Source organism: Paenibacillus sp. MAH-35, from assembly GCF_058135425.1.
This window is the reverse complement of record NZ_JBYUPU010000023.1, coordinates 31914-46076: the sequence shown is the minus strand read 5'-3', so window position 1 is coordinate 46076 and position 14163 is coordinate 31914. Positions and strand designations below refer to the sequence as shown.

The 14163-nt window shown below is 57.2% G+C and carries 14 protein-coding genes; 10 read left to right on the top strand and 4 right to left on the bottom strand.

The window, feature by feature from the left end; genetic code table 11:
- The first annotated feature begins 162 nt into the window (after nucleotides 1-162).
- The 10 genes from AC3Y2E_RS21925 (at nucleotide 163) to cls (ending at nucleotide 11881) form a co-directional block, all read left to right on the top strand.
- Nucleotides 163-912, top strand: a complete 750-nt coding sequence (locus AC3Y2E_RS21925) for an SGNH/GDSL hydrolase family protein (RefSeq protein WP_379214126.1) — start codon at nucleotides 163-165, stop codon at nucleotides 910-912.
- Between the two features lie 55 nt (nucleotides 913-967).
- On the top strand, nucleotides 968-1096 hold the full coding sequence (locus AC3Y2E_RS21920) for a hypothetical protein (protein ID WP_379214124.1): 129 nt from the start codon (nucleotides 968-970) through the stop codon (nucleotides 1094-1096).
- Between the two features lie 494 nt (nucleotides 1097-1590).
- A complete protein-coding gene (locus AC3Y2E_RS21915; protein WP_379214122.1) occupies nucleotides 1591-3660 on the top strand; it encodes a bifunctional aldolase/short-chain dehydrogenase in 2070 nt (689 codons plus the stop codon).
- Nucleotides 3661-3676: 16 nt separating this feature from the next.
- Nucleotides 3677-4048, top strand: a complete 372-nt coding sequence (locus AC3Y2E_RS21910; protein ID WP_379214120.1) for a sensory rhodopsin transducer — start codon at nucleotides 3677-3679, stop codon at nucleotides 4046-4048.
- Between the two features lie 65 nt (nucleotides 4049-4113).
- Nucleotides 4114-5376, top strand: a complete 1263-nt coding sequence (rhaA, locus tag AC3Y2E_RS21905) for an L-rhamnose isomerase (RefSeq protein WP_379214118.1) — start codon at nucleotides 4114-4116, stop codon at nucleotides 5374-5376.
- 24 nt (nucleotides 5377-5400) lie between these two features.
- Complete coding sequence (locus tag AC3Y2E_RS21900) at nucleotides 5401-6876, top strand: rhamnulokinase (protein WP_379214115.1); 1476 nt, start codon at nucleotides 5401-5403, stop codon at nucleotides 6874-6876.
- A 21-nt stretch (nucleotides 6877-6897) separates the two neighbouring features.
- Nucleotides 6898-7659 (top strand): DeoR/GlpR family DNA-binding transcription regulator, encoded by a 762-nt coding sequence (locus AC3Y2E_RS21895; RefSeq protein ID WP_379214113.1) that lies wholly within the window; start codon nucleotides 6898-6900, stop codon nucleotides 7657-7659.
- 183 nt (nucleotides 7660-7842) lie between these two features.
- Nucleotides 7843-8550: a DNA alkylation repair protein gene (locus AC3Y2E_RS21890; protein ID WP_379214111.1), complete on the top strand. Its 708-nt coding sequence runs from the start codon at nucleotides 7843-7845 to the stop codon at nucleotides 8548-8550.
- 297 nt (nucleotides 8551-8847) lie between these two features.
- On the top strand, nucleotides 8848-10233 hold the full coding sequence (locus tag AC3Y2E_RS21885; RefSeq protein ID WP_379214109.1) for an MFS transporter: 1386 nt from the start codon (nucleotides 8848-8850) through the stop codon (nucleotides 10231-10233).
- Nucleotides 10234-10438: 205 nt separating this feature from the next.
- A complete protein-coding gene (gene cls, locus AC3Y2E_RS21880; protein ID WP_190929588.1) occupies nucleotides 10439-11881 on the top strand; it encodes a cardiolipin synthase in 1443 nt (480 codons plus the stop codon).
- Between the two features lie 111 nt (nucleotides 11882-11992).
- Here the strand turns inward: cls and AC3Y2E_RS21875 are convergent, their stop codons facing one another.
- The 4 genes from AC3Y2E_RS21875 to AC3Y2E_RS21860 form a co-directional block, all read right to left on the bottom strand.
- Complete coding sequence (locus tag AC3Y2E_RS21875) at nucleotides 11993-12580, bottom strand: guanylate kinase (RefSeq protein WP_332074290.1); 588 nt, start codon at nucleotides 12578-12580, stop codon at nucleotides 11993-11995.
- A 184-nt stretch (nucleotides 12581-12764) separates the two neighbouring features.
- Complete coding sequence (locus AC3Y2E_RS21870; protein WP_379214105.1) at nucleotides 12765-13334, bottom strand: GNAT family N-acetyltransferase; 570 nt, start codon at nucleotides 13332-13334, stop codon at nucleotides 12765-12767.
- Nucleotides 13335-13365: 31 nt separating this feature from the next.
- A complete protein-coding gene (locus AC3Y2E_RS21865) occupies nucleotides 13366-13887 on the bottom strand; it encodes a hypothetical protein (protein ID WP_379214103.1) in 522 nt (173 codons plus the stop codon).
- Between the two features lie 4 nt (nucleotides 13888-13891).
- On the bottom strand, nucleotides 13892-14116 hold the full coding sequence (locus AC3Y2E_RS21860) for a hypothetical protein (RefSeq protein WP_379214102.1): 225 nt from the start codon (nucleotides 14114-14116) through the stop codon (nucleotides 13892-13894).
- Nucleotides 14117-14163 lie beyond the last annotated feature (47 nt).

The window sequence follows — 14163 nt, the reverse complement described above, 5'->3', positions numbered from 1 at the left end:
ACCGGTTTCGGAACTCCCGTTCGGCTTTCCAACATGCCGGACCCGGTCTTCGTCCCGCCCTCCGGCGGGATTGAAGGCTTTTTTGTTCTCCATTCCATTGCAAGTGAATATCGTGTGAAGATGGTGCGGAACCGCTTTTTCGGCGAATCGGATGCCTCTATAATGAAGGAAGCCGAGGGATACGTCTCCGAATACGAAAGGACGGTACATGGGATGAGCGGGAAAACGAACGATTCACTCAACTGGAGACGGAAATTGACGAACGGGGAGCCGGTAACCGTTGTTGCGCTTGGAGACAGCTGGACGTACGGAAGTGTGGCCGACGGCTGGTACGAAGCCCGGGAGTCCGGCATGAATACGGACCTAATCCATGGATCGTGGGTGATGCAGCTTCGCAGACGGCTGCAGCAGCTTAATCCGCAGGCCGTCGTCGTGAATTCCGGCAAGGGCGGCTGGACGGCTCCGCAAGCACTGGAGGCGTTTGATGCGCTGGTCACCGCCCACCAACCGGATCTGCTTCTGCTGAACTACGGCATTAATGACTGGAAACGTCCGATCCCTCTGGAGCGGTACAGAGCCGATATGGAGCGCATTCTCGATAAAGCCGGTGAGCTGGGCAGCGCCTCTGTTTTGTGGACGAGCGGTCCGGTATCCGCGTTATCGGGCGAGACGTACGGCTGGCACAGTCCGATGAAGGACGACGGGTTCCCGGAGCCGTTCGCCCGGTTCAACGATACGCTGCGCGAACTCGCGGCGGAGCGCGGGCTTCCGCTGGCCGATGCGGAGCGCTGGATCGAAGCGGAATGGCGGGAGGGAACCGATATTTCGAGCTGGTTTTATGACTCGATTCATTTTTTGCAGATCGGCCACGACCGGATTTTCGCCTGCATTTGCGAAACGCTGGACATTTGAGTCGGAGAGAAAGCTTCGTTGATTGCCCTTTGGGCGATGGACGAGGCTTTTCTTTTTGGCGGATGCAGGAACGTTAGCGTGGAAGTTCGGCCTTGTGCATCCGCCGGTTTGCGAGCAATATGGACAGCCGGTGTATGAACGGGGACTCTTGACGGGAGATGTGCAGGGCCAGGAGCAGGAGTAGGAGTAGGAGTAGGAGTAGGAGTAGGAGTAGGAGTAAGAGCTGGAGCCGGAGCCGATGTCGGTTATGAGTGGTTTGTACCCTATTGGTCCGAAAACCCGCTTGGGCACGGAACAGGAGCGGTTTGGAGCTGTTAAAATCGGAGAAAAGGGTGCAGACACGACTAACAGGTTGAAATAAGGGGTGCAAACCGCTTCTATGCCTCTCCGTCTTCCCGATATGCTGAATATAAAGGGTGCCAGCATCTCTTATTTCTTTGCAGGCCGGCGCGTATCCGTATACGTTTGGGAGAAGAAGCGGAACGCTCTCGATTTACAGGTAAGCTGCTGTTTACCCGGGGGATGTGCGATGCGGCAAAGGTGTTGAACAAAACAAAACTTTTCCCACAAAAAATTTCCGTTTTGTTTTGAAAATAAGTATATTCAAAAATAAACAAAGATGATATAGTGAAAACAAGCATAAACAAAAACAAAACAAACGCAAGGTGGAGGAGAACGATGGTACAAAGCTTGTGGGACAACACGAAAGCATCGCAGCTGCAAGAAGGGCTTGATCAGCTCGTCTACCGGTCGAATCTGATCGGGGCCGACCGTCGTGTATGCAATTGGGGAGGCGGCAATACGTCGAGCAAGACGACGGTGCGTGATTTTCGCGGCCGCGAGGTGGAAGTGATGTATGTAAAGGGCAGCGGCTCCGACCTCGCGACGATGAAGGCCGGCAATTTCACGGGGCTGCGGATGGACGACATCCGTCCGTTGTTCGAGCGGCCGGAGATGTCCGACGAGGAGATGGTCGGTTATTTGGCGCACTGCATGATCGACGCCAAACATCCGCGCGCTTCGATCGAGACGCTGCTGCACGCGTTCCTGCCGTTTAAGCATGTGGACCACACGCATCCGGATGCGATTATCAGCTTGTGCTGCGCGGATAACGGCAAGCAGGCGGCACGCGAAATATACGGCGACCGGTTCGTCTGGGTGCCGTATGTACGTCCGGGCTTTACGCTCTCTAAGATGATCGCCGAAGGCGTACTAGGCAATCCGAAGGCGGAGCTCGTGCTGATGGAGAAACACGGTCTCGTCACTTGGGGCGATACGGCGGAAGCCTGCTACGAGAAAACGATCGCGATCATCAACGAAGCCGAGCGTTATATCGAAGCGCGCGTCGACGAGGCGAAGCTGTTCGGAGGAGTGAAACACGAGGCGCTGCCGGCCGATGTGCGCCGCGATATCGCTGCGCAAGTGATGCCGGCTGTCCGTGGAGCGGTCAGCGATACGAAAAAAATGATCCTCTCTTTCGACGACGGCGAGGATGTGCTGCAATTTGCGGGAAGCCGCGATTGCGCGGAGCTGTCCCAGGTCGGCGCCGCATGCCCGGACCATCTCGTTCATACGAAGGTCGTGCCGCTTCTCATCGACTGGACGCCGGACCCGTCCGACGTCGAAGGCTTGAAGGCCAAACTTGCAGCAGGCATCGCCGCCTACAAGGAGTTATACGCCGCTTATTTCGAGCGCAATAAGAACGAAGGGGACGTTATGTTCGAGGCGGCTCCCCGCGTCATCCTGATTCCAGGCGTCGGCATGATCAACACCGGCAAAAGCTGGGCGATGTCGCAAATCAGCGGAGCGCTGTACCACCGCGCGATCGCGGTGATGAGAGGAGCGACGGCGCTCGGACGTTTCGTCAGTTTGAGCGAGAACGAGTCGTACAACGTGGAGTATTGGCCGCTCGAGCTGTATAAGCTGACGCTGGCTCCGCCGGAAGCCGAATTTTCCCGCAAGGTCGCGTTTATTACGGGCGGAGCCGGGGGGATCGGCAGCGAAACGGCACGCCGCCTCGTAGCGGAAGGGGCGCATGTCATCCTGGCCGACCTGAATCTGGAGGGAGCGCAGAAAGTAGCTTCCGAAATTAACGAAAAATACGGCGACAACCGGGCCCTTGCGGTTAAAATGGACGTAACGGACGAAGAGGCCGTAGCGGCGGCTTATACTGAAACCGCTCTGGCTTACGGCGGCGTGGACATCATCGTCAACAACGCGGGGCTGGCGACCTCCAGTCCGTTCGACGAGACGACGCTGAAGGAATGGAACTTGAACATCAACGTGCTCGGCACGGGATATTTCCTCGTCGCCCGCGAAGCGTTCAAGCTGATGAAAACGCAGGGACAGGGCGGCAACATGGTGTTTATCGCCTCGAAAAATGCGGTGTATGCCGGCAAAAACGCCTCCGCCTACAGCGCCGCCAAAGCGCTGGAAGCCCATCTCGCCCGCTGCATCGCAGCCGAAGGCGGAGAGTACGGCATCCGCGTCAATACGATATTGCCGGACGCGATCCTGCAAGGCTCGGCGATCTGGAACTCGAACTGGCGCAACGAGCGCGCGGCCGCTTACGGCATCGATCCGGATCAGCTTGAGGAGTATTACCGGAAACGGACGACGTTGCTGGTGAACATTTTCCCGAAAGATATTGCGGAAGGAATCGCCTTCTTCGCTTCGTCCCGATCGGACAAAACGACGGGCTGCATGCTGACGATCGACGGCGGTGTGCCGGCGGCATTTACTCGATAAACGCGGAGGGATCACGATGAACCATAAGGCGGCTGGAGCTTTGCACTGGATCATCCCGGACGGCTACATTCCGGAGAAAAGCTCGGGAGACTTGACGAGCCATGAGTCGATTTGTGTGCTGAACTGCTCGTCCGACGATGCGCAGCTTGCGATAACGATCTATTTCGAGGACCGGGACCCGATGGAGGATCTGTTCGCTATCGTGCCGGGCAGACGTACGAAACATATCCGCACGAGCTTGCTCGAAAAAAACGGCGCTTCGATTCCCGTAGGCATTCCGTATGCGATCGAAGTGCGCAGCGACATTCCGGTTATCGTGCAATACAGCAGACTTGATGCCACCCAGGCGGAGAATGCGCTTATGTCAGTCATGGCGTATCCGCTCTGACGAACGAGTATGGAAGCGAACCCGCTACGAGACTAAATGGGTTATCCGGAAGGAGTACAATCGATATGGAACCTACCATTCAATCCAGCTACGAAGAAGCCAAGAAACTGTATGCGCAGCATGGAATCGACGTCGACCGGGCGCTGGAGCGGCTGGCGCAAATTAAAATCTCGATGCATTGCTGGCAAGGGGACGACGTGCGCGGCTTTCTGAACCGCGACCAGGATCTGACCGGCGGCATCTCGGTAACCGGCAACTATCCGGGAGCGGCCCGGACGCCGGAGGAACTGCGCGCCGATCTGGAGAAGGCGTTCAGCCTTATTCCCGGCAAGCATAAAGTAAACCTTCATTCGATCTATGCGGATACGAACGAGAAAGTCGAGCTGGACCGGATCGAGCCGAAGCATTTTGAATCGTGGGTCCATTGGGCGAAGGAGCACGGGCTCGGTCTTGACTTTAATCCGACTTGCTTCTCGCACGAGAAGTCGCAGGACGGTTTTACGCTCAGCCATCCGGACCCGGCCATCCGGCAGTTCTGGATCGACCACTGCAAGGCGTCGCGGAAGATCGGGGCGTACTTCGGGGAACAGCTGGGCCAGACGTGCGTAACGAACGTGTGGATTCCCGACGGATTCAAGGACATTCCGGCAGACCGGCTCGGTCCGAGACAGCGGCTCAAAAGCGCATTGGATGAAGTGTTCGCAGAGGAACTCGACCCGGCTCACAACCTGGACGCCGTCGAGAGCAAGCTGTTCGGTATCGGCTCGGAAGCGTATGTCGTCGGCTCTCATGAATTTTATATGGGCTACGGGCTGCAAAACAACAAGCTGATTTGTCTGGATGCCGGTCATTTTCATCCGACTGAAGTGATCTCGAACAAGTTGTCGTCCTTGTCTTTGTTCGCGGACGGAATTCTCCTGCACGTAAGCCGCCCGATGCGCTGGGACAGCGATCATGTCGTCATTCTCGACGACGAGCTGCTCGATATCGCGAAGGAACTGGTCTACGGCGATTTGCTGGGCAAAACGCATATCGGGCTCGACTTCTTCGACGGCAGCATCAACCGGGTCGCGGCTTGGGTCATCGGCACGCGCAATACGATCAAAGCGCTGCTCCGCGCCATGCTGACTCCGGCGGAAGCGCTGAAGCAGGCCGAGCTGGATGGCGATTATACGACGCGTCTGGCATTGACGGAGGAGTTCAAATCGTATCCGTTCGGAGCGGTCTGGGATTACTACTGCGCCAAATCGGGCGTTCCGGTTCGCGAGCAGTGGCTGGCCGAAGTAAAATCATACGAGCGGGACGTACTGCTGAAGCGCGGCGAATAAGAAATTCGGGTTGGGTGATATCAATTGACGAGCATACTCGCGTATGACCTCGGCGCGAGCAGCGGGAGAGCGCTGCTGGGCCGGTTAAACAGCCGCACCATCGAAACGGAAGAGCTGCACCGGTTCCCGAACGACCCGGTGCAAGTGCGGGGACGACTGCACTGGGACATTCTGCGTCTGCTGCATGAGACGAAGCAGGCGCTGCTCAAGGCCAAGCACCGCGGCGTAACGCTTCAGAGTCTGGCGATCGACTCGTGGGCCGTCGACTTCGGGCTGATCGGCCGAAGCGGCGAGCTGCTGGGCAATCCGTACCATTACAGGGATACGCATACGGACGGCGTGATGGAGAACCTCTCCGCGCGACTGACGCCGCCGTATATTTTCGGTCGCACCGGCATTCAGTTTCTACCGTTTAATACGATCTACCAGCTGGCTGCGATGAAACGGGACGATTCGCCGCTTCTGCGGGAGGCGGACCGCTTTCTGATGATCCCGGATCTGCTGCGCTATTTTCTTACCGGAGACATATACAACGAATTTTCCAATGCGACGACTACGCAATTGTACAATCCGCTGCGGGGAGATTGGGATGCGGACTTGCTGGCGGCGATCGGGATTCCGGCGTCCTGGTTCGGTCCGGTGCTGCAGCCGGGAGCGAGTGCGGGCGAGCTGCTTCCTTCCGTATGCGGGGAGCTCGGCATCGCTTCCGTCCCCGTTATTGCCGTGGCGGAACACGACACGGGATCGGCCGTGGCGGCCGTTCCGGCGACAGACCGCTCCTTCGCTTACTTGAGCTGCGGCACCTGGTCGCTGATGGGAACCGAGACGGACCGTCCGGTGATCAGCGAGCTGGCGCAACAGCTGAACTTTACGAACGAGGGCGGCGTAGGCGGCACGTACCGGCTGCTGAAGAACATTATGGGCTTGTGGATTTTGCAGGAGACGAAGAGAGAGTGGGAGCGCGGCGGGACGACGCTATCGTATCCGCAACTGATCGGACTGGCCGAACAGGCGCCCGCGTTCGCCGCCTGGATCGATCCGGACGATGCGCGCTTCCTCGCTCCCGGCGATATGACTCCGCGCATCCGGGACTACTGCCGGGAGACCGGACAGCGGGCGCCCGAGCAGCCCGGCGAAGTCGTTCGTTGTATTTTGGAAAGTTTGGCGTTAAAATACCGCTATGTGCTGGAGTTAACCGAGCGGTTGTCCGGGAATGCATTCAGCGGGCTGCATATGGTAGGCGGCGGCATCCAGAACAAGCTGCTGTGCCAGTGGTCGGCAAGCGCGATCGGCAAGCCCGTCTGGGCGGGACCTGCCGAGGGCAGCGCGATCGGCAACTTGGCCGTCCAATGGATCGCTCATGGAGCGTTCGCGGACATCTGGGAAGCGCGGCGGGTCATCCGCGAGTCGTTTCCCGTGGAGGTATACGAGCCGAATAACGGGGAAGCCTGGGAAGACGCGTACGGACGATTCCGTACCGCTGCCGGCCTGGCGGAATAACGACACGGAAAGAGGGAACGCATGCTGGTCGCGGAACGATACGAGAAAATCGTACAACTGGTCAATGAGAGAGGCAGCATTCGAGTGTCGGAGCTGAGCGAATTGTGCGAGGTGACGGAGGAGACGATCCGGCGCGATCTGGACCGGCTGGAGCAGTCGGGACGGCTGCGCCGCTCCCACGGCGGAGCGGTGAGCGTCAGGGACCAGCAGCAGCCGGAGATCCCTTACGCCGAACGCGAGATTACGCAGGCGGAGGAGAAGAAGCGGATCGCCCGGGAAGCGGTCAAGCGGATCGCGCCGAACGGACGCATTCTTCTCGACGCAAGCACGACGGCCTGGTATATGGCGGCGAATCTGCCGGACCTTCCGTTGACCGTGCTGACGAATTCGATTAAAGTCGCGATGGAGCTGGCTGGAAAAGAGAAGATCGAGGTCATTTCCACCGGTGGCATTCTCGCCGCCCGTTCGCTGTCGTACGTAGGTCCGCTGGCCGAGCGTTCGCTTGATGCGTATCATGTCGATCTCGCCTTTTTGTCCTGCAAGGGCGTCCACCTGGAGCGGGGCATCAGTGAATCGAACGAGCTGCAGGGCCGCATCAAGCAGAAGATGATCGGGATCGCGGAACGTGTCGTGTTGCTGGCCGATTCGAGCAAGTTCGGCGTTCAGGCGTTTACGCATGTCGCCCCTCTGCACAAAGTGCACGAAATCGTTACCGATTCGGAGCTGGACCGAGTGACAACCGAGCAGTTGCAAAGCTTGGGAATCACGGTTACCGACGTATAACGAACGCACCGGATGTGCAAGTTTTACCTTTATTATATGGAGCCGGAGCCGTTCCCGCTTTGGGGTGCGGCTCTTTTTTCGGTGCAGCCCGCAACGGGGGGACACGTGCTCAGCGAACCGCAGCTTTCCTTCTACAAGTTTTCTGTGCCATAATGTCAATAAAGCGCAGAAAGCGGTGAGCCTATGACTTATGAAGAAGTAATGGACAACTTGAAGGAGCTCGGAACGGAGCAGACCAAGCGGACGTTTCTCCGTCATGGAGCGCACGAGCCTTTATTCGGCGTTAAGGTCGGGGATCTGAAAAAGCTGGTGAAGCACGTGAAAAAAAACCGCGAGCTGGCGCTGGCGCTGTACGATTCCGGCAATTACGACGCGATGTACTTGGCCGGGCTGTCGATCAATCCGAAATCGATGACCGCAGACGAGCTTCGGCTGTGGGCGGACCAAGCGAGCTGGCACGGTCCGGCCGAATATACAGTGGCCGGCGTAGCGGCCGAGAGCGCGCATGCGCTCGAGCTGGCGAAGGAATGGATCGCCTCCGAAGAGGAGTTGAAAGCGGTCTGCGGATGGAGCACGTATGCGAATTATATATCTATCACACCGGACGATCAGCTGGATATCGAACACATTCGCGGTCTGCTGCGCGTCGTTCGCGATACGATTCATCAGGAGCGCAACTGGGTGCGGTATACGATGAACGGGTTCGTTATTGCGGTAGGCTCCTATATCCCCGAGCTGCAGCAGGAAGCGCTGGACTCCGCCCGGGCGATCGGCAAAGTCCATGTGGATGTCGGCCAGACGGCTTGCAAAGTTCCGCTTGCGGAGGAATATATTCATAAAGTCGAATTGGCCGGCAAATTGGGCATGAAACGGAAATCCTGCATCTGCTAGCGGGTATTGCTCAGGCCGGCAGGGTCAGCACAGCGGAAGTTTAAGCAACCAACTAAAGAGCTGTTCCTGGCGAGCGGGCTGGGGGCAGCTCTTTTGCCGTACCGACGTGTCCCGACAGTTGTAACAGCGCTCGATCCAGCCGGGATTACGCTCGCGGCCGGGGAAGTGAGTAGTGAAAAAAGGATTGACACCCGGCCGTTTGTTCCGCATAATACGAAACATAGTTATATAGAAAGTATGCAATGTAAAGAAATTATGAAGAGCGGCATTCGAGGAATGGGAAAGAAGGGAAGACGGATGGAAGAGATCTCACCCGCACGGCTGAAGCAAGCCGATAAGCTGCTTCGCGTGCTCGTATTTACTTTAATTATTTCCGTTATGAACGCTTCGATGTTTAACGTCGCGCTGCCGGTTATCGGCCGGGAATTCGACCTGACGCCGTCGCAGGCAAGCTGGATGCTGACCGGTTATATGATCGTGTATGCGATCGGCTCCGTCACGTTCGGCAAGCTGGCCGACAAGTACCGGCTTAAAGATTTGCTGACCTACGGGATTTGCGCGTTCGCGTTCGGCTCCGTGATCGGGCTGGCCGCGACGGATTATTGGATGGTCATCGCCGGAAGGTTATTTCAGGCGGCGGGAGGTTCGGTTATTCCGGCGGCGGCGATGATCGTGCCGGTCCGGTATTTTCCGCAGGAGCGGAGAGGCCGCGCGCTCGGGATGACGGCGGTGGGGCTCGCTCTCGGCGCCGCGCTTGGTCCGATCGTATCCGGCATCGTGTCCGGACTGGTCAATTGGCGGTATTTGTTCGCCTTATCCGTACTGGCCATATTCGTGCTTCCTTATTATCGTAAATATTTGGACGACGAACGCGGGGCGGCGCGCAAGATCGATCTCATCGGAGGGGTAGCATTGGCCGCGACGGTTGCGACCCTATTGCTTGCGATCACAACGGGAAGCTTGCTGCTGTGCGGTTTGGGGCTGGTGCTTTTCGTCCTGTTTATCGTGCGCATCCGGTCCGCCGAGGAGCCGTTCGTTCAGCCGGCCATCTTCCGCAACCGCTCCTTTACGCTCGGGCTCGTCATCGCCTTTCTGATGACGGGACTTAACTTCGCCATCCCGTTCCTGGCTCCGCAATTGCTTGCGAACGTCAACCATCTGTCCCCTCTTGCCGTAGGATTCGTCATGTTTCCGGCGGCGATCTGCACCGCTTTGCTGGGCCGTCAAGGGGGCAAGCTGGCCGATCTGAAGGGCAACCGGTATCTGTATACGATTGCGGCATCGCTTATCTTATTCAGCTTCTTGACGTTATCGTCGGTCGTCGGCTATTCGCCGCTGATCGTTGCATTTTTCCTGATCTTCGGCAACGTCGGACAGTCGTTCATGCAGATTGCCATGTCCAATACGATATCGCGCACGCTTACGCCCGAGCAGACCGGAGTCGGGATGGGACTGTTCGCCATGCTGAACTTCATCGCGGCAGCTTCGGCGACGGCTCTGATCGGAAAAACGCTCGACTCGGGAACGTCGGCGCTGCGGCTGAACCCGCTCCCGCCTGTAGAAGCGGCGCTGTACAGCAACATTTTCGTCTTTCTCTCGGTTATGGTGATCGTCGTAACCGCAGTATATTTCGTGCAGTTCGGGCAAGCGGGCGCTGCGGCCGCTCTGCGGGCAAGACGCTGATAGCGTATGTCCGGCTTCAGATCGGTCCGGCGATACGATACGGAGACGGGAACACGTGTTCCCGTCTTTTTTGTGCACCTGTTACACGTCCGGCCTTCCTGCTATAATGATACATAGCTTGAAATTCCACATATTTGTCGGACGATTGTCGCTTGACGGCCGGGATCGTTTTATGCCAGCAACCTGCTTGAGGAGTTGGACAACTATGGAAATATCGATGCAAAACGTATATTCGCTGCTCTCCTTGCTCAACTTGCTGCTTGCCGCGACGGTCATCTTTCTGGAAAGACGGAACGTCGGCGTAACGTGGGCTTGGCTGATGGTTTTGTTTTTTTTGCCCGGTATCGGATTTTTGCTTTATTTGTTTCTCGGACAAAACTTAAGCCGCCGCAAAATTTACAAGATCAAAGCCGAGCAGCGCGAGTTCGTGAACGATCTCGTCGAGCGGCAGAAGCGGGACATCCGGCAAATCCGGTTTCACGACCCTGCGATGATCCATTTTCAGGATATGATCTACTTGAACTTGGCGAGCGGCCAGTCGATTTATACGCAGGATAACGATATTGAGATTTTTACCGAGGGCAGGAGCAAGTTCAATTCGCTGCTGGCCGATATATCGAAGGCGAAGCATCACATTCATCTGATGTATTATATCGTCAAAAACGACAAGCTGGGCCGATCGCTTATCCAGGCGCTTGCGCGCAAGGCGAGGGAAGGGGTCGAGGTGCGGTTTCTGTACGATCATATCGGCAGCCCGGGGCTGTCCAAACGGTTTTTCCGGCCGCTTACCGAGGCGGGAGGCAGGACCGCGGCGTTTTTCCCTCCCAAAATCCCGTACTTGAACTTTCGGCTCAATTACCGCAACCACCGGAAGCTGGCGATTATCGACGGCTCGTGTGGGTATATCGGCGGATTAAACGTAGGAGACGAATATCTCGGGCTGGACAAACGGTTTGGCGACTGGCGGGATACGCACTTGAAAGTGCGCGGGGGAGGCTTGTTCCAGATGCAGATGCAGTTTCTGCTCGATTGGAACTTGTCGTCGGAAGCGAAGGTAGCTGAAGTGACTCCCTATTTCCCGTCGGCTCGGCATCCGGGCAAAGTCGGCATGCAGGTTGTCTCCAGCGGCCCGAACAACGACCTGGAGCAAATCAAAAAAGCGTATATCAAGATGATTCATGCCGCCAAGCAAAGCGTATGGATTCAGACGCCCTACTTCGTTCCCGACGAGAGCCTGATGACTTCGCTGAAGATGGCCGCCTTGTCCGGCGTGGACGTCCGGCTCATGCTTCCCGGCAAACCGGATCATAAGCTGGTCTACTGGGCGTCCACCTCGTATTTGGGGGAACTGCTGTCGGTCGGAGTCAAATGTTATTTGTACGACAAAGGGTTTCTGCACGCGAAAACCATCGTTGTCGACGGAAGGGTCGCCTCGGTCGGAACGGCCAATATCGATCTGCGCAGCTTCAAGCTGAACTTCGAGGTCAACGCCTTTCTGTACGACACCGCGACCGCTACGGCGCTGCAGGATATTTTCCTGGAGGATCAGCGCAACAGCACGGAGCTGACCGAGAAGAAGTATCTGGAACGCCCGCTGTTCAAACGGTTTCTCGAATCGTGCGCCAGGCTGCTTTCCCCGCTTCTGTAACAACAGCAAACAAGAGACTGCCGCCGGCGCGTGTCCGGACTGCGGTCTCTTGTTCGTAGTGCGCCGTATCGCGTCTCGCCGCTATTCATACGGGCAGCGCACGGGCGGTTATTAATCGAGGTCGACAAGACCCCGCTGCAAATAGTGTTCCATCGCTTTCGCGAGATCGTAGATCGTATGCGACGAGTCGATATTTTCGTAAGCGTGCTCGCATTCGTTCCGGTACGCCATCTCTTCTTCGTAATGGGACAAGTATCCATCGATCCGCTCCTGCGAATCTCCGCGATCCTTCAGGCGGTTTAAGATCGTCTCGCGGCTTGCGTAGATGAAAAACCGCTTCACTTTATCCCCGTACACTTCTTTCAGGATTTCCGCACCGTACCGGTTCAGCACGAGATAGATGCATCCGAACTGCTGCAGGCCGGCTTCTACATCGGCGCTTCTCAGGCCGTAATGGACGCCGTCGATTTCGACCGTTTCGATGAATTCGTCGTTGCGCCGGGAGGCTTCGAACTGTTCTCTGGTAATGAAGTGGTAGTCGCGGCCGTCCGCCTCGTTCGCTCTGGGCTGACGGGTCGTGCAGGAGATGACTTGCTTCATCTGGATTGTCGTCCCGGCCATCTCGGCGATCGTTTTGCGCCCTGCTCCGGTCGGACCCGTAAAGACGAAGATGATTTCTTTGTCCTTCAGTTTGTACATGCGCTACCTCCTCGAGAATTAATATAAACGGTGCTATATACATTATTCGCCATTTGCACCGAAAATCCTGTGTTTGTTCCGAAAAAACGCGAATTCCAAGCCGGACGGGCCATTTCTAACGGTAAGGGGGTGATGCAGGGAAGCCGGGAGGCAAGGGAGCGGACGCGGTTTCGTCGCCGGGCATTTAAAGCAAATGTCCGATCAAAGTCAGCGCCCTCGCCGTCTGGTTCTCGAAGCCGCCTGGCGCCGCTTCATCGAGCACCGGCTCGAAGCCGGCCCACCGGTACAGCCGGATCGCCTTATGGCTCCATGTCTGGGTCGGTATATACATCGTACAGTCGCCCTCCAGCTCGATCATCCGATGGACGCCTTGCGCGACGATCGCTCGGCCGAGGCCGAGCCCCTGGTAGCGCGGCATGACCGCAACCCAATGCATAAACGGATAGCGGCGGTTCCCCGTATAGTTCCACCAGGCGGTAAACGTAGCGACCTTGTTGCCCGCTTCATTCCGGATGAACAACGTCCGCCGGCTTACTTCGGTCGCGTAAGGGACATAGTTTTCGCGAAAATATTGCGTCGCTTCCTCCGCGTGTTCGAACTCGGCTACGGACGCCTCGATGATGCCCCACGCGAGCTCATCCCCGTCCCGGTAATACTCGAAGGAATATCCTGCCGGCAATCCGGCTGCCGGAACGGGCGTGCCCGGCTGCCGTTTCATAATGACGCGCGCATAAGGCATGCTTTTGTCCAGCATAGCGATCCCCCTCTGTTACCGAGAACTGTTACTACCGGTCTCTCCACTTATTGAGGCGGGCGACAATCGCTTTGGAGCGGAATACCAGCAGCCCGCCCAGAAGCAGCTTCGTAACCAGCTTCGCTGCTGTGAATCCGATCTCGTACCGGACCTTTGGATTGTCCATAACCGGGTCGATCCCGATCAGGGCCGTATTATGCAGAATGGCGAACAGCTCCGGTATGGAGACGGCGACGAGAATCGTACCGGCCACCATCAGGGCGAGCTCGAAAAAGCGCGAATGCCGGTTGTCGTCAGGCTCGGCCGCGTCCCGAAGAGTAAAGTGCCCTACGAGCTTCTCGGTGCGGAACCAGAAGAAAAGGCTTGCCAGCAAAAACAGGACGGACGGTCCGACAGAGAGCAGCAGCAGCCCGCTCGTCCCCGGTCCACCCGCGATGGCGGGGCTGGAAACGTACGCATAGCCGAACAGGTTCGACGCCCACGATAAAGCCTGAATGAACAAATAGACGGACAACAGTCTTAGCGCCAGAAATCCGATAGTTCTGCCGGTCATTCGGTCAGCCTCCTCTTCGTTCCTTCATCTCGAAAAATTCGCATAGCGTCCTGGGATGATAAGCCAGCTCGCTTACACCGGCCTGAGTGACGACGGTATCGTCGTCGAACCGGATCACGATACCGCCGGAGTCGATCATATGATCGTCCTGAAAGACGCGGATGGCGACCTCACCCTCCATCGCTTCCTGGAAGTCCCGGTCGGTCGTTAATCGGCGGTTGCGGGCCATTTTGTCAGCTCCTTTCCAAGCGGATTTGCACGTATCCATATTGTACC

Coding starts and splice junctions, on each gene's coding strand:
- AC3Y2E_RS21925 (WP_379214126.1), top strand. CDS start 163: ATGAAGGAAGCCGAGGGATACGTCTCCGAATACGAAAGGACGGTACAT.
- AC3Y2E_RS21915 (WP_379214122.1), top strand. CDS start 1,591: ATGGTACAAAGCTTGTGGGACAACACGAAAGCATCGCAGCTGCAAGAA.
- AC3Y2E_RS21910 (WP_379214120.1), top strand. CDS start 3,677: ATGAACCATAAGGCGGCTGGAGCTTTGCACTGGATCATCCCGGACGGC.
- rhaA (WP_379214118.1), top strand. CDS start 4,114: ATGGAACCTACCATTCAATCCAGCTACGAAGAAGCCAAGAAACTGTAT.
- AC3Y2E_RS21895 (WP_379214113.1), top strand. CDS start 6,898: ATGCTGGTCGCGGAACGATACGAGAAAATCGTACAACTGGTCAATGAG.
- AC3Y2E_RS21890 (WP_379214111.1), top strand. CDS start 7,843: ATGACTTATGAAGAAGTAATGGACAACTTGAAGGAGCTCGGAACGGAG.
- AC3Y2E_RS21885 (WP_379214109.1), top strand. CDS start 8,848: ATGGAAGAGATCTCACCCGCACGGCTGAAGCAAGCCGATAAGCTGCTT.
- cls (WP_190929588.1), top strand. CDS start 10,439: ATGGAAATATCGATGCAAAACGTATATTCGCTGCTCTCCTTGCTCAAC.
- AC3Y2E_RS21875 (WP_332074290.1), bottom strand. CDS start 12,580: ATGTACAAACTGAAGGACAAAGAAATCATCTTCGTCTTTACGGGTCCG.
- AC3Y2E_RS21870 (WP_379214105.1), bottom strand. CDS start 13,334: ATGCTGGACAAAAGCATGCCTTATGCGCGCGTCATTATGAAACGGCAG.
- AC3Y2E_RS21865 (WP_379214103.1), bottom strand. CDS start 13,887: ATGACCGGCAGAACTATCGGATTTCTGGCGCTAAGACTGTTGTCCGTC.
- AC3Y2E_RS21860 (WP_379214102.1), bottom strand. CDS start 14,116: ATGGCCCGCAACCGCCGATTAACGACCGACCGGGACTTCCAGGAAGCG.